The sequence below is a fragment of the Citrobacter freundii complex sp. CFNIH9 genome, assembly GCF_002903305.1.
Taxonomy (GTDB): Bacteria; Pseudomonadota; Gammaproteobacteria; order Enterobacterales; family Enterobacteriaceae; genus Citrobacter; species Citrobacter portucalensis.
On record NZ_CP026238.1, the window covers coordinates 2,792,370 to 2,811,021 of the forward strand.

General features: G+C 52.1%; 18 protein-coding genes. 11 read left to right on the forward strand and 7 right to left on the reverse strand.

The features are described from left to right. Nucleotides 1-43 precede the first annotated feature (43 nt). The gene (locus C2U43_RS14110) at nucleotides 44-1,774 is read left to right on the forward strand and encodes a potassium/proton antiporter (RefSeq protein ID WP_103285343.1); all 1,731 of its coding nucleotides are present in this window, start codon (nucleotides 44-46) and stop codon (nucleotides 1,772-1,774) included. A 104-nt stretch (nucleotides 1,775-1,878) separates the two neighbouring features. Here C2U43_RS14110 and dadX read toward each other — a convergent pair whose 3' ends face one another. Together dadX and C2U43_RS14120 are read right to left on the reverse strand one after the other, a co-directional pair. Then, nucleotides 1,879-2,949 (reverse strand): catabolic alanine racemase DadX, encoded by a 1,071-nt coding sequence (gene dadX, locus C2U43_RS14115; protein ID WP_103285344.1) that lies wholly within the window; start codon nucleotides 2,947-2,949, stop codon nucleotides 1,879-1,881. A 12-nt stretch (nucleotides 2,950-2,961) separates the two neighbouring features. Next, nucleotides 2,962-4,260 carry a D-amino acid dehydrogenase gene (locus tag C2U43_RS14120; RefSeq protein WP_003833553.1) on the reverse strand — a complete coding sequence of 433 codons (1,299 nt, stop codon included), beginning with the start codon at nucleotides 4,258-4,260 and terminating at the stop codon, nucleotides 2,962-2,964. A 322-nt stretch (nucleotides 4,261-4,582) separates the two neighbouring features. Here C2U43_RS14120 and C2U43_RS14125 point away from each other — a divergent pair, with 322 nt between their 5' ends. Beyond that, the gene (locus C2U43_RS14125; protein WP_003833557.1) at nucleotides 4,583-6,115 is read left to right on the forward strand and encodes a SpoVR family protein; all 1,533 of its coding nucleotides are present in this window, start codon (nucleotides 4,583-4,585) and stop codon (nucleotides 6,113-6,115) included. 102 nt (nucleotides 6,116-6,217) lie between these two features. Here C2U43_RS14125 and fadR read toward each other — a convergent pair whose 3' ends face one another. Further along, complete coding sequence (fadR, locus tag C2U43_RS14130; protein ID WP_003833559.1) at nucleotides 6,218-6,937, reverse strand: fatty acid metabolism transcriptional regulator FadR; 720 nt, start codon at nucleotides 6,935-6,937, stop codon at nucleotides 6,218-6,220. Nucleotides 6,938-7,173: 236 nt separating this feature from the next. Here fadR and nhaB point away from each other — a divergent pair, with 236 nt between their 5' ends. The 3 genes from nhaB (at nucleotide 7,174) to C2U43_RS14145 (ending at nucleotide 9,842) form a co-directional block, all read left to right on the forward strand. Next, nucleotides 7,174-8,718, forward strand: coding sequence for a Na(+)/H(+) antiporter NhaB (nhaB, locus tag C2U43_RS14135; protein ID WP_103285345.1), 1,545 nt, complete (start codon nucleotides 7,174-7,176; stop codon nucleotides 8,716-8,718). A gap of 141 nt (nucleotides 8,719-8,859) precedes the next feature. Continuing rightward, nucleotides 8,860-9,390, forward strand: a complete 531-nt coding sequence (gene dsbB / locus C2U43_RS14140) for a disulfide bond formation protein DsbB (RefSeq protein WP_103285346.1) — start codon at nucleotides 8,860-8,862, stop codon at nucleotides 9,388-9,390. Nucleotides 9,391-9,500: 110 nt separating this feature from the next. Then, nucleotides 9,501-9,842 carry a DUF1971 domain-containing protein gene (locus C2U43_RS14145; RefSeq protein ID WP_003020940.1) on the forward strand — a complete coding sequence of 114 codons (342 nt, stop codon included), beginning with the start codon at nucleotides 9,501-9,503 and terminating at the stop codon, nucleotides 9,840-9,842. A 29-nt stretch (nucleotides 9,843-9,871) separates the two neighbouring features. Here C2U43_RS14145 and C2U43_RS14150 read toward each other — a convergent pair whose 3' ends face one another. From C2U43_RS14150 to C2U43_RS14160, 3 genes are all read right to left on the reverse strand, one after another. Beyond that, nucleotides 9,872-10,318 (reverse strand): YcgN family cysteine cluster protein, encoded by a 447-nt coding sequence (locus C2U43_RS14150; RefSeq protein ID WP_003020944.1) that lies wholly within the window; start codon nucleotides 10,316-10,318, stop codon nucleotides 9,872-9,874. A 92-nt stretch (nucleotides 10,319-10,410) separates the two neighbouring features. Then, nucleotides 10,411-11,070: a fumarylacetoacetate hydrolase family protein gene (locus tag C2U43_RS14155; protein ID WP_057066794.1), complete on the reverse strand. Its 660-nt coding sequence runs from the start codon at nucleotides 11,068-11,070 to the stop codon at nucleotides 10,411-10,413. Nucleotides 11,071-11,139: 69 nt separating this feature from the next. Next, entirely contained in the window at nucleotides 11,140-11,433 is a 294-nt protein-coding gene (locus C2U43_RS14160) for a YcgL domain-containing protein (RefSeq protein WP_103285347.1), read from the reverse strand. A 126-nt stretch (nucleotides 11,434-11,559) separates the two neighbouring features. Here C2U43_RS14160 and minC point away from each other — a divergent pair, with 126 nt between their 5' ends. From minC to minE, 3 genes are read left to right on the forward strand one after another with little or no spacing between them, the layout of a single operon-like run. Next, entirely contained in the window at nucleotides 11,560-12,267 is a 708-nt protein-coding gene (minC, locus tag C2U43_RS14165) for a septum site-determining protein MinC (protein WP_003833736.1), read from the forward strand. A 23-nt stretch (nucleotides 12,268-12,290) separates the two neighbouring features. Next, nucleotides 12,291-13,103 (forward strand): septum site-determining protein MinD, encoded by an 813-nt coding sequence (minD, locus tag C2U43_RS14170; protein WP_003020956.1) that lies wholly within the window; start codon nucleotides 12,291-12,293, stop codon nucleotides 13,101-13,103. Nucleotides 13,104-13,106: 3 nt separating this feature from the next. Next, nucleotides 13,107-13,373: a cell division topological specificity factor MinE gene (gene minE / locus C2U43_RS14175; protein WP_003833739.1), complete on the forward strand. Its 267-nt coding sequence runs from the start codon at nucleotides 13,107-13,109 to the stop codon at nucleotides 13,371-13,373. Between the two features lie 86 nt (nucleotides 13,374-13,459). Here minE and C2U43_RS14180 read toward each other — a convergent pair whose 3' ends face one another. After that, nucleotides 13,460-14,377, reverse strand: coding sequence for a LysR family transcriptional regulator (locus C2U43_RS14180; RefSeq protein ID WP_103285348.1), 918 nt, complete (start codon nucleotides 14,375-14,377; stop codon nucleotides 13,460-13,462). A 103-nt stretch (nucleotides 14,378-14,480) separates the two neighbouring features. Here C2U43_RS14180 and C2U43_RS14185 point away from each other — a divergent pair, with 103 nt between their 5' ends. The 3 genes from C2U43_RS14185 (at nucleotide 14,481) to yeaW (ending at nucleotide 18,585) form a co-directional block, all read left to right on the forward strand. Then, nucleotides 14,481-15,563 (forward strand): tartrate dehydrogenase, encoded by a 1,083-nt coding sequence (locus C2U43_RS14185; RefSeq protein WP_103285349.1) that lies wholly within the window; start codon nucleotides 14,481-14,483, stop codon nucleotides 15,561-15,563. A gap of 251 nt (nucleotides 15,564-15,814) precedes the next feature. Next, nucleotides 15,815-17,416: a BCCT family transporter gene (locus C2U43_RS14190; RefSeq protein WP_048216200.1), complete on the forward strand. Its 1,602-nt coding sequence runs from the start codon at nucleotides 15,815-15,817 to the stop codon at nucleotides 17,414-17,416. Nucleotides 17,417-17,460: 44 nt separating this feature from the next. Next, nucleotides 17,461-18,585: a carnitine monooxygenase, oxygenase subunit YeaW gene (gene yeaW, locus C2U43_RS14195; RefSeq protein WP_048216199.1), complete on the forward strand. Its 1,125-nt coding sequence runs from the start codon at nucleotides 17,461-17,463 to the stop codon at nucleotides 18,583-18,585. The last annotated feature ends 67 nt before the right edge of the window (nucleotides 18,586-18,652 follow it).

Sequence of the window (18,652 nt, forward strand, 5' to 3'; positions counted from 1 at the left end):
GGTTTATTAATACGAAACAGCGTAATTCAGGAGTAACCGAACGTTGGATGCCGCAGCAATTATTAGCCTTTTTATTTTGGGTTCCGTTCTCGTCACCTGCAGTATCTTACTCAGTTCATTCTCATCACGTCTTGGTATCCCTATCCTGGTGATATTTCTCGCTATCGGTATGTTAGCGGGCGTAGATGGTATAGGCGGCATACCTTTCGATAACTATCCATTCGCCTACATGGTGAGTAACCTGGCACTGGCAGTTATCCTGCTCGACGGCGGGATGCGCACCCAGGCCAGCTCTTTTCGCGTTGCGTTAGGCCCGGCGCTATCGTTGGCGACGGTCGGTGTGCTGATTACTTCCGGACTCACTGGCATGATGGCCGCGTGGCTGTTTCATCTGGATCTTATCGAAGGACTCCTGATTGGCGCGATTGTTGGTTCAACCGACGCCGCGGCGGTCTTTTCCCTGCTTGGCGGTAAGGGGCTTAACGAACGCGTTGGCTCTACGCTGGAAATTGAATCCGGCAGTAATGACCCGATGGCCGTGTTTTTGACCATCACGCTCATCGCCATGATCCAAAACCACGAAACCGGTTTAAGCTGGATGTTCGCGGTGCACATTATCCAGCAGTTTGGCTTAGGCATCGTTATCGGTCTGGGCGGTGGATATATGCTCCAGCAGATGATTAACCGCATTTCTCTGCCTGCCGGACTGTATCCGCTATTGGCGTTAAGCGGTGGGATCCTGATTTTTGCCCTGACCACTGCGCTGGAAGGCAGCGGTATTCTGGCGGTTTATCTGTGTGGTTTCTTGCTGGGTAATCGCCCTATTCGCAACCGGTTTGGCATTCTGCAAAACTTCGACGGTCTGGCCTGGCTGGCGCAAATCGCCATGTTCCTGGTGCTCGGACTGCTGGTTACGCCGTCCGACCTGCTGCCTATCGTGGTTCCTGCGCTGATTTTGTCTGCGTGGATGATTTTCATTGCCCGCCCACTTTCGGTTTTCGCCGGACTGCTGCCGTTTCGCGGCTTCAATCTGCGCGAACGCATTTTCATCAGTTGGGTGGGGCTGCGCGCGGTACCCATCATCCTCGCCGTCTTCCCAATGATGGCGGGTCTGGAGAACGCACGCCTGTTCTTTAACGTCGCGTTCTTCGTGGTACTGATCTCGTTGCTGTTTCAGGGAACCTCTCTTTCTTGGGCCGCTAAAAAAGCCAAAGTGGTGGTCCCTCCTGTTGGCTGGCCCGTGTCGCGCATTGGCCTGGATATTCATCCGGATAACCCGTGGGAGCAGTTTGTTTATCAGCTCAGCGCCGATAAGTGGTGCGTAGGAGCCGCATTGCGCGACCTGCATATGCCGGAAGAAACGCGAATAGCCGCCCTGTTTCGTGACAACGTGCTGTTTCACCCCTCCGGCAGCACACGTCTGCGTGAAGGCGACGTATTGTGTGTTATTGGCCGCGAGCGCGATCTCCCGGCTCTTGGCAAGCTGTTCAGCCAGTCGCCACCTGTGTCGTTAGACCAGCGCTTCTTCGGTGATTTTATTCTTGAAGCCAGCGCAAAATATGCCGATGTGGCGCTGATTTATGGCCTGGAAGATGGCACCGAGTATCGTGATAAGCAGCAAACGCTGGGTGAAATTGTCCAGCATCTGCTTGGTGCCGCGCCGGTCGTCGGTGACCAGGTGGAATTCGCTGGCATGATCTGGACCGTAGCCGAGAAGGAAGATAATGCGGTGCTGAAGGTCGGTGTTCGCGTTGCTGAAGATGAGGATGAGTAAAGCGGATGTTTTGCCGGGTGGCGGCTGCGCCTTACCCGGCCTACAAAATGCACTGACTCTGGAGGCCTGATAAACGCAGCAGCATCAGGCAATGCTATATAAAGTTACACCGTCACAACTGGCACGCGCAGCGCCAGAGAACACATTAACTCGTAGCCTACCGTACCTGCGGCGGTGGCCACATCGTCAATTTTAATCTCTTTGCCCCACAGCTCTACCGGCGTCCCGATCCCTGCCTGCGGGCATGGTGTCAGATCTACCGCCAACATATCCATTGAGACTGTCCCCACCGTCCCGGTACGTACACCGTCCACCAGCACCGGAGTACCACTTGGCGCATGGCGTGGATAACCGTCTGCATAGCCGGTCGCTACAATGCCAATGCGCTGCTCGCCGCTGGAAGTGTAGCGTCCACCGTAGCCCACCCGATCGCCAGCTTTCAGCGTCTGTATGCCGATGATCTCACTGCTCAGCGTCATCACTGGCTTCAGGCCGGTGTTAGCGATGTCCCGCCATTGTCCTGAAGGCGACGCACCATACAAAATAATGCCCGGACGAACCCAGTCATAATGCGCTTCAGGGTGCCACAGCGTGGCTGCCGAATTCGACAGCGATCGTCTGCACTCCAGCCCTTCAGTTGCCTGCGCAATACGTGTCATAGCCTCCTGGATACCTTCCGGGTGCTCTGCATCGGCAAAATGTGACATCAGCGTCATTTCACCGACGTTGGGCATCGTCCGCAGCTGTTGCCAGACCGTGGGAACTCTTTCCGGTAAAAAACCAAGGCGGTTCATACCACTGTTCACCTTCAGGTAAACATCGAGCGGCGCCTTCAGGCGCGCATTCTGCAATGCTTTTAGCTGCCAGTTACTGTGTACACAGGTGGTGAGTCGATAATTGTCATATACGGTCAGGTCTTCGGCGTGGAAAAAACCCTCCAGCATGAGTACCGGGCCTTTCCATCCGCGCTCGCGTAGGGTTATCGCCTCTTCAAGATTGAGCATGGCAAAACCATCGGTTGTGCCCAGCGCATTCCAGACGCGTTCAATACCGTGTCCATACGCATTGGCTTTCACCACCGACCAGACGCGGGCGTCCGGTGCGGCCTGGCGGGTAATGGTCAGATTTTGTTTCAACGCCTGCAGGTCAATGCTGGCCAGTATCGGGCGGGTCATCTCACGTCCTTATCAGTTATGTGCGCCATGTAAATGCCGTGGACGAGAGGGGGTAAACCCCGGACTGTAACGCGCCACGCTCAGATCGTCATAAGGTATGGCTGGCGTGCGGCCAGAAAGGATATCGCTCAGCAGCTGACCGGAGCCGCAGGCCATGGTCCAACCCAGCGTGCCGTGTCCGGTATTGAGCAGCAGATTCTTAAAGCGGGTGCGCCCCACCACCGGCGTTCCGTCCGGCGTCATCGGACGCAGCCCGGTCCAGAAGGTTGCCTGCTCCACATGACCGCCGCGCGGGAAGAGATCGCGTACGACCATTTCCAGCGTTTCACGACGAGGTTGTAGCAGTTCTGTATTAAAGCCGACAATCTCCGCCATGCCGCCAACGCGAATACGATTGTCAAAGCGGGTAATAGCGATTTTGTAGGTTTCATCGAGGATAGTAGAAACCGGCGCACCGTCGTCTTGCGCCACCGGAATAGTCAACGAATAGCCTTTGAGCGGATAGACCGGGATATCAACGATCCCTTTCAGCATTGCCGTGGAGTACGAACCAAACGCCATCACATAGGCATCGGCTTTAACTATCTCTTCGCCGCACTGGACGCCATAAATCTGCTCACCATCGCTCAGCAGCTTATCGACCGGGGTGTTAAAGCGAAACTTAACGCCCGCCTGCTCCGCCATCTGAGCCAGACGCTGGGTAAACAGCTGGCAGTCGCCGGTTTCATCATTCGGTAAGCGCAGACCACCGGTCAGTTTGTGCGCCACTTCTGCCAGTGCGGGTTCGACTTCCGCCAGACGGTTTGCTTCCAGCAGTTGATATGGCACGCCAGCGTCTTCGAGCACGGCGATGTCGCGGGTGGCGTTCTCATACTGTTGGGCAGTACGGAAAAGTTGCAGGGTTCCGCCCTGGCGCCCTTCGTACTCGATACCGGTAGAGGCGCGCAGCGCTTTCAGGCAATCACGGCTGTATTCCGCCAGTCGCACCATGCGTCCTTTGTTTTCCATGTAGTGGCTGGTGTCGCAGTTGCGCAGCATCTGCCACATCCATTTCAACTGGAACTGGGTTCCGTCAAGACGGACGGCCAGCGGAGCGTGGCGCTGAAACATCCACTTAATTGCTTTTAGCGGTACGCCTGGTGCCGCCCATGGTGCTGCATAACCTGGAGAGATTTGCCCCGCGTTCGCCGCACTGGTTTCCAGTGCCGGACCGGGCTCACGATCAATGACGGTGACATCGTGTCCAGCCTGACTTAAGTACCAGGCGCTGGTCACGCCAACGACACCACTTCCCAGTATGACAACTCGCATAGCCACTCCGTTAACAGTAAAAGAACAATCATCTAATTACATCTTGATAACTCAGTTGAAAATATTATTCAACATATGGCTTTTTTATGGTGACTTACCTCACATATAGCGGTGATAGCTGGGGACTCTCCGCTTTGGCATCTCCTGCTGTGCGTTATTTTTATCCAGCATAAAATTTTGCGGCCATGCCATTTTTCGACGCCTCGCTAACGTGAAATCGCAAAGAAAAAATTTCTGCCGCAGCACGTTTTTTAACACCATGATCTATGCTTGACATGAGGTACTCCAGACAGAGAGTGCCGCCAACAATGAGGGTGCGCGAATGGCTACGATTGATTCCATGAACAAGGACAGCACACGGTTAAGCGATGGACCCGACTGGACGTTTGATCTGCTGGATGTCTATCTGGCAGAGATAGACCGCGTGGCGAAACTCTACAGACTGGATACCTACCCGCACCAAATCGAGGTGATCACCTCCGAACAGATGATGGACGCTTATTCCAGCGTCGGGATGCCGATCAACTATCCTCACTGGTCGTTTGGTAAAAAGTTTATTGAAACCGAGCGCTTGTATAAGCATGGTCAGCAGGGGCTGGCCTATGAGATTGTTATCAACTCCAATCCGTGTATCGCGTATCTGATGGAGGAGAACACCATCACTATGCAGGCGCTGGTGATGGCGCATGCCTGCTACGGACACAACTCCTTTTTTAAAAACAACTACCTGTTCCGAAGCTGGACGGATGCCAGTTCCATTGTCGATTACCTGATCTTCGCGCGAAACTATATTACCCAGTGTGAAGAGCGTTACGGCGTGGATGAAGTCGAAAAGCTGCTCGACTCCTGCCATGCGCTGATGAACTACGGCGTTGACCGTTACAAACGCCCGCAAAAAATTTCCCTACAGGAAGAGAAAGCCCGTCAGAAAAGCCGTGAAGAGTATCTGCAAAGCCAGGTGAATATGTTGTGGCGCACGCTGCCGAAGAAAGAGGAAGAGAAAACCGTGGCGGAAGCCCGGCGTTATCCCTCTGAGCCACAGGAGAACCTGCTGTACTTCATGGAGAAGAACGCCCCACTGCTGGAGTCCTGGCAACGCGAAGTCCTGCGCATTGTACGCAAGGTCAGCCAGTATTTTTATCCGCAGAAACAGACGCAGGTGATGAACGAGGGCTGGGCCACTTTCTGGCATTACACCATCCTGAACCACCTTTATGATGAAGGTAAAGTCACCGAACGGTTTATGCTGGAGTTTCTGCATAGCCATACCAATGTGGTATTTCAGCCGCCCTACAACAGCCCTTGGTATAGCGGGATAAACCCGTACGCTCTGGGATTTGCCATGTTCCAGGATATCAAACGTATTTGTCAGTCGCCGACCGAGGAGGACAAATACTGGTTCCCGGACATAGCGGGTTCTGACTGGCTGGAAACCCTGCATTTTGCGATGCGCGATTTCAAAGATGAGAGCTTTATCAGCCAGTTCCTGTCGCCAAAGGTGATGCGTGATTTCCGTCTGTTCACCGTGCTGGATGACGATCGTCACAACTATCTGGAGATTTCAGCGATTCATAACGAGGAAGGATATCGTGAGATCCGCAACAGGTTGTCGTCGCAATACAACCTCAGCAACCTGGAGCCGAATATTCAAATCTGGAATGTCGATCTGCGTGGCGACCGTTCGCTCACCTTACGCTATATTCCGCATAATCGCGCACCGCTGGATAAAGGACGCAAAGAAGTGCTCAAGCACGTACACCGGCTTTGGGGTTTTGACGTGATGCTGGAGCAACAGAATGAAGATGGTAGCGTGGAGCTGTTGGAGCGTTGCCCGCCAAGGATGAACGGTCTGTAAATCTTATTACCGGAGGCGGTGTAAACACCATATCCGGCCTACGAAGTGCACGTATTGTAGGCCGGATAAGACGCTTTGGCGTCGCCATCCGGCTTTGAGCAATTAACGGCCCTGAATCGCCAAATCGCCCGGCAGGCTCTTTTGCATGCGATGCCAAATTTCGCCACTGTCATGACCATAGCGACGCACCGTTTCATACACTTGCTCATGAGCGCCCTGCTCGCAGAGTTCTGACAGTTTACGGTAGAAGCTCAGCGCCAGCGCGCGCGCTTCCGGATTGGCAAAATAATGACGACCAATGCGGGTATATAATCCTTTCATACCGTTGAGGATCAAACCGTAAATCGGATTGCCGGAGGCAAATGCCAGGCCGCGGAAAATGTTATAGTCCAGATCGGCAAATGCGTCAGCGTGGTCGGCCACCTGATTTGCCGTCGCCAAAACCTCCTGTGCTTTATCAGGATGCTGGCGAAACGCAGTGCGAACAAAGATCGTCGAAATATTGGTACGCACGGACAGCAGATTATCAATCAACTGCGGGACACTCTCGTGATCGAGACGCGCCAGCGTTTCAAGAATATTCAGCCCGGAAGTTTCCCAGAAGTTATTCACCTTCGTCGGCTTGCCGTGTTGAATGGTCAACCAGCCATCTCGCGCCAACCGCTGCAATACTTCGCGTAGCGTGGTACGTGTCACCCCAATAAGTTCGGAGAGTTCACGTTCAGCGGGCAAAATAGTGCCAGGTGGGAAGCGGTTATTCCAGATACTTTCAATGATGTACTCTTCCGCGAACCCAGCCGGGCTTTGCGCCTTAATGACCATAGTAAAAATTCCATTACACAGCAAAATATAGTTACACACATCATACCAGATGGGTATCTTAGCTGATAGCTGACGCAATGAAGAAAAAGTGGATCAAGGCTTCATTTTCCAAATAACGCTACAGCACAGCCAACCTTACCAGTCTCGTGAATAGCTTGCCTGTGCTCCCTCCTCCCGCTAAGCTTTGCGGTCAAACATAAAAACATGATTTCATTTTTAAAGGTAGGGAAATCACCATGGAGCTATCATGGGGCCGCGCTATGTGGCGCAATTTTTTAGGTCAATCACCAGACTGGTACAAACTTGCACTGCTTGTCTTCTTAGTCGTTAACCCGATTATTTTTTTCATCAACCCTTTTATCGCCGGCTGGTTGCTGGTGGCCGAGTTCATTTTCACGCTGGCGATGGCGTTAAAATGCTACCCACTGCTGCCAGGCGGGCTGTTGGCTATCGAAGCTGTCATTATTGGTATGACCAGCGCCACGCATGTGCGTGAAGAGGTTGCCGCAAACCTTGAGGTGTTATTGCTGCTGATGTTTATGGTGGCAGGCATCTACTTTATGAAGCAGTTATTACTGTTCATTTTCACGCGTCTACTGCTCACTATTCGCTCCAAGACGCTGCTGTCACTGTCTTTTTGTGTTGCAGCCGCTTTCCTCTCTGCGTTCCTCGATGCGTTGACCGTCGTTGCCGTGGTAATCAGCGTTGCGGTCGGGTTTTATGGTATCTACCATCGCGTTGCTTCTTCTCGCGCGGAAGACAACAACATGCTCGATGACAGCCATATCGATCAGCACAATAAGGTCGTTCTTGAGCAGTTCCGCGGTTTTCTGCGTAGCCTGATGATGCACGCGGGGGTCGGTACGGCGTTAGGCGGCGTGATGACCATGGTGGGCGAACCACAAAACCTGATTATCGCCAAAGCGGCTGGCTGGCATTTTGGCGACTTCTTCCTGCGCATGTCGCCAGTTACCGTCCCGGTACTGATTTGCGGCCTGTTAACCTGTGTACTGGTCGAGAAATTGCGCTGGTTTGGCTATGGCGAAACGCTGCCGGAGACCGTCCGTGATGTCCTGCAACAGTTTGACGATCAGAGCCGCCAACAACGTACCCGCCAGGACAAAATCAAACTGATTGTCCAGGCGATTATTGGCGTCTGGCTGGTCGTTGCTTTGGCCATGCATCTGGCAGAAGTCGGATTGATCGGTTTGTCGGTCATCATTCTGGCAACCTCGTTGACCGGCGTAACCGACGAACATGCGATAGGTAAGGCCTTTACCGAGTCGCTACCCTTCACCGCGCTGCTGACCGTGTTCTTCTCTATTGTCGCGGTGATTATCGATCAACAACTCTTTTCACCGATTATTCAGTTTGTGTTGCAGTCGTCTGAACATGCACAACTGACGCTGTTTTATCTCTTCAACGGCCTGCTGTCTTCGATCTCTGATAACGTTTTTGTTGGTACGATTTATATCAATGAAGCCAAAGCCGCGATGGAACATGGGACCATCAGCCTTAACCAATTTGAGCTGTTGGCAGTGGCGATCAATACCGGGACCAATCTGCCTTCGGTGGCCACGCCAAACGGCCAGGCTGCATTCCTGTTCCTGCTGACCTCTGCACTGGCGCCGTTGATTCGCCTCTCTTATGGTCGCATGGTGTGGATGGCCCTGCCTTATACTCTCGTCCTGACGCTCGTCGGCCTGCTTTGCGTCGAGTTCACGCTAGTTCCGGTGACCGAGTGGATGACCCAAACGGGCTGGTTAGCTACACTTTCATAACAATTAACCGGGCAAATCACTGCCCGGTTTGACTTTTTGCATGATAAATATCCGATTACGCAAATTTTCAATTCCCGCTAGTGGCGCATAAAGTGAATTGGTTTAAACTGCGGTCTCTACGCATGTTGCAGGGAAATGATTATGTTGCGATTTTTAAACCAGTGCTCCCGAGGTCGTGGAGCATGGTTATTGTTGGCGTTAACCGCCTTTGCGCTGGAGCTCGTCGCGCTGTGGTTCCAGCACGTCATGCTGCTAAAACCTTGCGTGTTGTGTATTTACGAACGTAGCGCATTATTTGGCGTGATGGGTGCAGGGCTGGTGGGTGCTATCGCACCAAAAACACCGCTGCGCTATGTGGCGATGATAATCTGGATTTACAGTGCCTGGCGCGGACTTCAGTTAGCGTATGAGCACACCATGATTCAGCTGCACCCATCCCCGTTTATGACCTGTGATTTTGCCGCACGCTTCCCAAGCTGGCTGCCGCTGGACAAATGGCTGCCACAGGTGTTTTTAGCGTCCGGTGACTGTGCTGAGCGCCAGTGGTCTTTTTTAACCCTGGAAATGCCGCAGTGGCTGTTGGGGATCTTCGCCGCCTACCTGGTGGTCGCCGTGCTGGTACTGATAGCACAGCCGTTCAAACCGAAAAAACGTGACCTCTTCGGTCGCTAACTGAGACGCTCCTTCGGGAGCGTTTTTTTTGCCTTAAATTCATTGCCTGCTGGCATCTATAAGATGTATATTAAATACATCTTATAGATGCCACACCAAGGAGATGTCTTATGTCCCATTTACGCATCCCGGCAAACTGGAAAGTTAAACGCTCTACTCCCTTCTTCACGAAAGACAACGTCCCGGCAGCACTTCTTTCTCACCATAACACTGCAGCAGGCGTTTTTGGCCAGCTTTGTGTGATGGAAGGTACGGTAACGTATTACGGCTTTGCCAATGAAGACGCAAAAGAGCCTGAAGTGAAAGTGGTGATTAATGCCGGTCAGTTTGCGACCAGTCCGCCGCAGTACTGGCATCGCGTTGAATTAAGCGACGACGCCCAATTCAACATCAATTTCTGGGTTGAAGATGACAACCATGGCGATGAGATGTATCAGGCGAAAAAGTCTTAAGCCTTAACGCCTGCTAATCGATGGGCGGTTTAGTCCGCCCATGAAGGTTTGTTCAAAATATGATCCTGCCAGTCACGCACTTCCGATTCTTTCACCGCAATATGACGTACTGAAATACGTTCACCGTGCATCGCCGCTTTTGATCCCGTCAGCAGTGGATGCCACTCCGGCAGCCCTTTACCTTCCGCTAGCAGACGATACGCACAGGTCATCGGTAGCCATTCAAAGGTGGGCAGATTATCGCGCGTCAGTTTGATACAGTCAGGCTCGTACTCGAATCGGCGTTCGTAATTACGGCACTGACAGGTTTTGATATTGAGCTGCTTACACGCGACGTTAGTAAAATAGATTTCGTCGGTGTCTTCATCCATCAGCTTATGCAGGCAGCATTGACCACACCCGTCACATAATGACTCCCACTCGGCATCGGTCATTTCATCCAGGGTTTTACTTTGCCAGAAAGGTATGTCGCTCATCAGGGTATCCGCTATTGCAATAAAGCTGCACCTTATAACCAGTCTGGCACGCTGATGCAAGTTTTGCCGCCCGAAAAGGCGGCAAGAAGAGATTACAGCACGCGTGTCGTCAGCGTTTGACCATGAAAACTGATAGCCAGCTCATCACCGCTGTTTAACGGCCCAACTCCTGCTGGCGTCCCCGTCAACACAACATCGCCCGCTTTGAGGGTAAAGAAACGACTCATGTAGGCAATCAAAGGAACGATGTGATGGATCATATCCGCCGTGGTGCCGTGCTGGCGCTGCTCACCGTTAACCGTTAACCCGAGCATCGTATCCTGAGGATCACCATTAAATTCCGCCACCGGAATAAACCCTGACAGCGGGCAAGAGTTATCAAAGCCCTTCGCTTTTTCCCACGGTTGCCCCGCCTTCTTCATTTTGCCCTGAATATCACGCAGGGTCAGATCCAACGCGACGCCATAGCCCGCAATGGCTTTGCGCACATGTTCTTCAGTCGCCTGACGTAGGGTCGCGCCAATCAAAACAGCCAGCTCAACTTCATGGTGAACCGAACCCATATCAGATGGGATCACCAGCGGCTGGCGTAAATCGCACAGCGCGGTTTCCGGTTTAATAAACAGCACCGGTTCTTCCGGAGGCGTTCCACCCATCTCTTTAATATGGTTGGCATAGTTACTCCCTACGCAAACCACCTTACTCACCGGATAATCCAGCAGAGCACCATGCCAGTTATGATGTTGATACATTACTTTCCCCTAACGTAGTTATCAATTTCAGGTACTGCATCGATGGGGCGTGCTGCTGCCGGATGCAGTTTAACGTTTATCGTCTGGTGTATTTTGTTTCGTCGCGGCCAGATGCTGTTTAAGTAAATCTTCTGGCGGCGGTGGTATTTGTAAATAATAGCCCTGCTCGGTGAGTGCCTGTGTTACTTTTTCCAGATCGGCATTAACCAGCTTTTTACGGCCATCAAGCGGCAACATCATTGCCAGCGTCGGCTGACCAAATCCTTTCATCAGTTCTTCAGGAACTCGCGAGAAATCGTCTTTTTTTTCGACATATAAATAGGTCTGGTCACGTTTACTGCTTCGGTAGATCACACAAAACATATCTTTTACTCTGAATTCACGGAATGGTGGCTTGCCTCAATATAATACTGACTATAACATGCCTTATAGTCTTCGGAATATCACCCCGCGCTGGGGATGATAAATAGCAAATTGAGTAAGGCCAGGATGTCAAACACGCCAATCGAGCTTAAAGGCAGTAGCTTCACCTTATCAGTGGTTCATTTACATGAAGCAGAACCCGAGGTTATTCGTCAGGCGTTGGAAGACAAAATCGCGCAGGCACCTGCTTTTTTAAAACATGCTCCCGTAGTGGTTAACGTGAGTGGTCTTGAAAGCCCGGTAAACTGGTCAGCGCTGCAGAAGGTTGTCGCGTCTACCGGATTGCGCATTATCGGCGTTAGCGGATGCAAAGATGCCAGACTCAAGGCAGAAATCGACGAAATGGGTCTTCCTTTACTGACTGAAGGTAAAGAAAAAGCTATTCGTCCTGCGCCCGTTGAGGCCCCGGCTCCCGTCGCTCCGCCACAAAACGTTACTCCCATCACAAAAACACGATTAATAAATGTGCCGGTTCGTTCCGGTCAGCGCATTTATGCACCACAATGTGATCTGATTGTTACAAGCCACGTCAGTGCAGGCGCAGAGCTTATCGCTGATGGCAATATTCATGTTTATGGAATGATGAGAGGCCGTGCGTTGGCAGGCGCAAGCGGTGACCGGGAAGCGCAAATTTTTTGTACCCATCTGACGGCAGAACTGGTGTCTATCGCAGGTGTTTATTGGCTGAGTGATAAAATCCCAGCAGAATTTTATGGCAAAGCGGCACGTCTGCAATTAGCAGAGAACGCTTTGACAGTTCAACCGTTGAATTGATCCCTTTTTAACAAGGAATTTCTATGGCACGCATTATTGTTGTTACTTCGGGTAAAGGGGGCGTTGGCAAAACCACCTCCAGCGCGGCCATCGCTACAGGTTTGGCCCAGAAGGGAAAGAAAACTGTCGTTATTGATTTTGATATCGGCCTGCGTAATCTTGATCTGATTATGGGTTGTGAACGCCGCGTCGTTTACGACTTCGTCAACGTTATTCAGGGCGATGCGTCGTTAAATCAGGCGCTAATCAAAGATAAGCGTACCGAAAATCTCTTTATTCTTCCGGCCTCACAAACTCGCGATAAAGACGCGCTGACGCGTGAAGGCGTCGCGAAAGTTCTGGACGATCTGAAAACGATGGAATTCGACTTCATCGTCTGCGACTCTCCGGCGGGTATTGAAACTGGTGCGCTGATGGCCCTGTATTTTGCCGATGAAGCGATTATTACCACCAACCCGGAAGTCTCCTCTGTACGTGACTCTGACCGTATTCTGGGTATTCTGGCGTCGAAATCTCGTCGCGCGGAAAACGGTGAAGATCCAATTAAAGAGCATTTGTTGCTGACGCGCTACAACCCTGGCCGCGTAAATAAAGGTGACATGCTGAGCATGGAAGACGTACTGGAAATTCTGCGAATCAAGCTGGTTGGCGTGATTCCTGAAGATCAGTCGGTCCTGCGCGCGTCTAACCAGGGTGAGCCGGTTATTCTCGACATCAATGCTGATGCCGGTAAAGCCTATGCTGATACCGTAGACCGTCTGTTGGGAGAAGAACGTCCTTTCCGCTTCATTGAAGAAGAGAAGAAAGGTTTCCTCAAACGCCTGTTCGGAGGATAAGTTATGGCATTACTGGATTTTTTTCTCTCGCGGAAAAAGAGCACAGCGAACATCGCTAAAGAGCGACTGCAGATTATTGTTGCGGAACGTCGTCGTAGTGACGCCGAGCCACATTATTTACCGCAGCTGCGCAAGGATATTCTCGACGTTATCTGCAAGTATGTACAAATTGATCCCGAAATGGTCACAGTACAACTTGAACAAAAAGACGGCGATATTTCGATCCTCGAACTTAACGTGACATTACCTGAAGCGGAAGAGTCTAAATAAGCTCTTTTGTCGCTAAATCATGGTTACGAAAAAGGCAGATTATTCTGCCTTTTTTATTTTCTGTCTCTGACTAACCTATCGAGCATTTATTCCAAAGTAAACTTTGGGTAGTTTTCGGCAAAATAGCGGCGTAAATACTCAACCGTAATACGGATTTTTGCCGACGTCGCCAGCCGGGAGACATAAACCGCCCATATATTGGCGGGTTGATAATACTCAGGCAATATATGCACCAGATGTCCGCTGGCAATGTTGTCGCAAACGTCCCACCACGAACGCAAAGCAATTCCCTGCCCATCCAGACACCATTGATGTACCACTTCGCCATGGTTAGACGACAGCGGCCCCGTAACCTTTATTGAGTGTGCGCCCTCTTTATTACGCATTTGCCAGATACCAAACGGATGGTCGCGTTCTTTAATAACCAGGCAGGGAAAAGTAGAAAGATCGTTCAGTTGTTTCGGCACTCCATGCTGCGCCACAAACCCCGGCGAGGCGCACAGAATACGATAGTTAGTCGCCAGCTTGCGGGCAATCAGGTTCGGCGCGATATCATCCCCGATACGAATATCGAGATCGACGCCCTCATTGACCATATCTACCAGACGGTCTTCAACATCAAACCTCAGTTCTAACTGCGGGTACTCTTTTGCCAGCGCAGACAGCGCCGGAGCGACCACCCGGCGGCCAAAACCAAAGCTACTGATAATTCGTAGCATCCCCTGCGGGATCTGCCTGGCATCGGACAGCTCGTCCATCATCTGATCGACATCCTGCAGGATCCTCTGTGCCCATTCGTAGATCCGCTCCCCCTCTTCCGTGATGGTTACGCGCCGCGTTGTTCGGTGCAACAGCACCACGTTCAGCGTTTGCTCCAACAGGGCAACGCGCTTACTGATAAAAGCCGGAGATACGCCCAGCTCTTCGGCAACGGCGGCAAATCCCGCACGACGGGCAACCAGCATAAAGACGCGTAAATCATTTAGCAGAGGCAGATTATTCATGATCTGTGTTTTATGTTTCACCAGTTAGGGGGATTAACTATTAATCAGTCAATTATAGGATACGGGGAAAGTCAATTTTGATGGTGTACAAGTGAGAGCTGCTATGAAGAAAACCTGTCGTATTGCCGCTATCCCCGGAGATGGCATTGGTAAAGAAGTCCTGCCTGAAGGCATTCAGGTGTTGCAGGCAGCCGCCGAGCGTTGGGGGTTGTCACTCAGCTTTGAGCAAATGGAATGGGCCAGCTGCGAGTACTACGCCCATCACGGGAAGATGATGCCGGATGACTGGCACGAGCAGTTACAATCCTTCGATGCTATCTATTTTGGTGCCGTTGGCTGGCCGGACACCGTGCCGGACCACATCTCATTATGGGGCTCGCTGCTTAAGTTTCGCCGCGAATTTGACCAGTATGTCAACCTGCGCCCAGTACGCCTGTTTCCGGGCGTACCTTGCCCGCTGGCAGGCAAGCAGCCTGGCGACATCGATTTCTACGTGGTGCGCGAGAACACCGAGGGAGAATACTCTTCACTCGGCGGACGCGTAAGCGAAGGTACAGAACACGAAGTGGTTATCCAGGAGTCGGTCTTCACCCGTCGCGGCGTCGATCGTATATTGCGTTACGCTTTCGAGCTGGCACAAAATCGCCCGCGCAAAACCCTGACCTCGGCGACCAAATCCAACGGCCTGGCCATCAGCATGCCGTACTGGGACGAGCGCGTGGAAGCAATGGCGGCCCACTATCCCGAGATCCGTTGGGATAAACAGCATATTGATATACTCTGCGCCCGCTTTGTGATGCAGCCGGAGCGTTTTGACGTGGTGGTTGCCTCCAACCTGTTTGGCGACATCCTCTCCGATCTCGGTCCAGCCTGTACCGGAACGATTGGCATTGCGCCTTCAGCCAACTTAAACCCGGAACGCACCTTCCCGTCTCTGTTCGAGCCAGTACACGGTTCGGCCCCCGATATCTACGGCAAGAACATCGCCAACCCTATAGCGACTATCTGGGCTGGCGCCATGATGCTCGACTTCCTTGGCAACGGTGATGCTAACTATAAAGCCGCCCACGACGGTATTCTGGCGGCAATTGAGCAGGTTATTGCCAGCGGCCCGAAAACACCGGATATGAAAGGCAATGCCACCACCCAACAGGTTGGCGAGGCCATCTCTCGGGCATTGCGTTAGAGGTCAAACCACGGAATATGAGCCGCGTCACTGACGCGGCTTTTTTATGCTTTTTATGGCACCAATAACCTGCGCCAATTCACCTTTTATTATTTCCGTTCTGTGTTTTATTGCTTCACGCATCGAGCAATTGTTTAATTCATGTAAAGAACAAATAATAAAATTGTTAAATACAAGATCACTGATTCCCTACAGCATGATAACAACGACAGGCTAATGCCATACGCGGGCAACTGTGCCCAGGAGATCCCATGTTGAGCAACGTTAAGAAAAAAGACATGCCGCTGATAGCCATCAGTCTGGTGGCTATTCTTTTCATCGCCGCCACACTTAGTCTCTTCCCTCAGCAGTCTGCACAAGTCGCAAATACCCTTTTTAACGGCGTTACCCGGATGCTGGGTTCCGCCGTGCAGATCCTCGTTCTGATGGCGATGGGTCTGGTCGTCTGGCTGGCCACCAGCAAATACGGCAACATTCGTCTGGGAGAAGGAAAAGCGGAATACAGCACGCTGTCCTGGCTGTTTATGTTTATTTGTGCCGGACTAGGTTCCTCCACGCTCTATTGGGGCGTTGCTGAGTGGGCCTATTATTACCAGACCCCAGGTCTGAATATCGCTCCGCACTCGCAAAAAGCGCTGGAATACAGCTTACCCTACTCTTTTTTCCATTGGGGAATCAGCGCCTGGGCGACCTATACGCTGGCTTCATTAACCATGGCCTACCACTTTCATGTGCGGAAAAACAAAGGGCTGAGCCTGTCCGGAATAATCGCCGCTATCACCGGCGTGCATCCGCAGGGCGTCTGGGGCCGGCTGGTTGATTTGATGTTCCTGATCGCCACAGTTGGCGCGTTAACCATCTCTCTGGTTGTCACCGCCGCCACCTTTACCCGTGGTTTATCTGCTCTCACGGGTTTACCGGATAACTTCACAGTACAGGCGTTTGTTATCCTGTTCTCTGGCGGCATTTTCTGTCTGAGCTCCTGGATTGGCATCAACAACGGCTTGCAACGTCTGAGCAAAATGGTCGGCTGGGGGGCGTTTTTACTGCCGCTGCTGGTGCTGATTGTCGGCCCGACCGAGTTCATCACCAACAACATCATTAACGCCATCGGTCTGACGACACAAAACTTTTTGCAGATGAGTCTGTTCACCGACCCACTCGGCAACGGTGAGTTCACCCGCAACTGGACGGTGTTCTATTGGCTGTGGTGGATCTCCTACACCCCTGGCGTGGCAATGTTTGTCACTCGCGTATCCCGTGGTCGCAAAATCAAAGAGGTTATCTGGGCGTTAATCCTGGGTAGTACCGTTGGCTGCTGGTTCTTCTTTGGCGTGATGGAAAGCTACTCCATTCACCAATTTGTGAACGGTGTGATCGACGTACCGCAGGTTATGGCCACGTTAGGCGGCGAAACAGCCGTACAGCAAGTGTTGATGTCGTTGCCTGCCGGGAAACTGTTCCTGGTGGCGTATCTGGCGATCATGATTATTTTTCTCGCCTCGCATATGGATGCCGTCGCCTACACCATGGCGGCCACCAGCACGCGTAACCTGCAGGAAGGGGAAGATCCGCAACGTAGCTTACGTCTGTTCTGGTGCGTGGTCATCACCCTGATCCCATTATCGATTTTGTTCACCGGCGCGTCCCTGGAAACCATGAAGACCACGGTGGTTCTGACCGCACTTCCCTTCCTCGCCATTCTGTTGGTGAAGGTTGGCGGTTTTCTTCGTTGGGTACGGCAGGACTATGCCCACGTTCCTGCACATCAAATTGAAGGCCATCTCCCCGAAACGCCAGTGGACGTCCCCGTCGCACCACCGGCCGCGACATTACTCAAAGGCGACAACTAAGCGCCAGTAAAAAATCCTCTTACTCACAAATTAAAGGTATTCCAATGAGCAATCTGAGCCCTGAGTTTATTCTGCCGCAAAATTTCTGTGCCAACCCACAGGACGCCTGGACTATCCCTGCCCGGTTCTATACCGACCATCAGGCCTTCGAGCACGAGCAGGAGAAAGTGTTCGCTAAGAGCTGGATTTGCGTCGCCCACAGTAGCGAACTGGCGAAACCCAATGACTATGTAACCCGGGAAGTGATTGGCGAGAATATCGTGCTGGTACGTGGTCGCGATAACGTGCTGCGCGCGTTCTACAACGTTTGCCCGCATCGTGGTCATCAGCTGTTGAGCGGCGAAGGGAAAGCGAAAAATGTGATTACCTGCCCTTACCACGCCTGGGCATTCAAGCTTGACGGTAACCTGGCGCATGCACGTAACTGCGAAAACGTTGCCAACTTCGACAGTGAGAAAGCACATCTCACCCCGGTACGGCTGGAAGAATATGCCGGATTCGTGTTTATCAACATGGATCCGAACGCGGGCAGCGTAGAAGAACAACTCCCAGGTCTTGCAGACAAAGTTATCGAAGCCTGCCCTGATGTGCATGACCTGAAGCTGGCGGCGCGCTTTACGACCCGAACTCCAGCCAACTGGAAGAATATTGTCGATAACTATCTGGAGTGCTACCACTGCGGCCCGGCTCACCCTGGTTTTTCCGACTCGGTTCAAGTTGATCGTTACTGGCATACTATGCACGGCAACTGGACGCTACAATACGGTTTCGCCAAACCGTCAGAGCAGTCATTTAAGTTCGAAGAAGGTGTTGATGCCGCCTTCCACGGTTTCTGGCTGTGGCCGTGCACCATGCTCAACGTTACGCCAATCAAAGGCATGATGACCGTTATCTACGAATTTCCAGTGGATGCAGAAACTACGCTGCAAAACTATGACATCTACTTCACCAACGAAGATCTGACCGAAGAGCAGAAACAACTGATCGAATGGTATCGCAACGTCTTCCGCCCTGAAGATTTACGTCTGGTTGAAAGCGTCCAAAAAGGGTTGAAATCGCGCGGGTATCGCGGTCAGGGCCGCATTATGGCCGACACCAGCGGCAGCGGTATCTCCGAACATGGCATTGCCCATTTCCATAATCTGGTCGCGCAGGTGTTTCAGGAATAACCAGAGGCTGTAACGACAGGTTCCGGCGCATCGTTAAGCCGCGCCGGACAGATTTTTTAGGGAGTGC

Coding starts and splice junctions, on each gene's coding strand:
- C2U43_RS14180 (WP_103285348.1), bottom strand. CDS start 14,377: ATGAATAATCTGCCTCTGCTAAATGATTTACGCGTCTTTATGCTGGTT.
- C2U43_RS14190 (WP_048216200.1), top strand. CDS start 15,815: ATGTTGAGCAACGTTAAGAAAAAAGACATGCCGCTGATAGCCATCAGT.
- C2U43_RS14120 (WP_003833553.1), bottom strand. CDS start 4,260: ATGCGAGTTGTCATACTGGGAAGTGGTGTCGTTGGCGTGACCAGCGCC.
- dsbB (WP_103285346.1), top strand. CDS start 8,860: ATGTTGCGATTTTTAAACCAGTGCTCCCGAGGTCGTGGAGCATGGTTA.
- minD (WP_003020956.1), top strand. CDS start 12,291: ATGGCACGCATTATTGTTGTTACTTCGGGTAAAGGGGGCGTTGGCAAA.
- nhaB (WP_103285345.1), top strand. CDS start 7,174: ATGGAGCTATCATGGGGCCGCGCTATGTGGCGCAATTTTTTAGGTCAA.
- C2U43_RS14185 (WP_103285349.1), top strand. CDS start 14,481: ATGAAGAAAACCTGTCGTATTGCCGCTATCCCCGGAGATGGCATTGGT.
- C2U43_RS14155 (WP_057066794.1), bottom strand. CDS start 11,070: ATGTATCAACATCATAACTGGCATGGTGCTCTGCTGGATTATCCGGTG.
- yeaW (WP_048216199.1), top strand. CDS start 17,461: ATGAGCAATCTGAGCCCTGAGTTTATTCTGCCGCAAAATTTCTGTGCC.
- C2U43_RS14160 (WP_103285347.1), bottom strand. CDS start 11,433: ATGTTTTGTGTGATCTACCGAAGCAGTAAACGTGACCAGACCTATTTA.
- minE (WP_003833739.1), top strand. CDS start 13,107: ATGGCATTACTGGATTTTTTTCTCTCGCGGAAAAAGAGCACAGCGAAC.
- C2U43_RS14125 (WP_003833557.1), top strand. CDS start 4,583: ATGGCTACGATTGATTCCATGAACAAGGACAGCACACGGTTAAGCGAT.
- minC (WP_003833736.1), top strand. CDS start 11,560: ATGTCAAACACGCCAATCGAGCTTAAAGGCAGTAGCTTCACCTTATCA.
- fadR (WP_003833559.1), bottom strand. CDS start 6,937: ATGGTCATTAAGGCGCAAAGCCCGGCTGGGTTCGCGGAAGAGTACATC.
- dadX (WP_103285344.1), bottom strand. CDS start 2,949: ATGACCCGCCCGATACTGGCCAGCATTGACCTGCAGGCGTTGAAACAA.
- C2U43_RS14150 (WP_003020944.1), bottom strand. CDS start 10,318: ATGAGCGACATACCTTTCTGGCAAAGTAAAACCCTGGATGAAATGACC.
- C2U43_RS14145 (WP_003020940.1), top strand. CDS start 9,501: ATGTCCCATTTACGCATCCCGGCAAACTGGAAAGTTAAACGCTCTACT.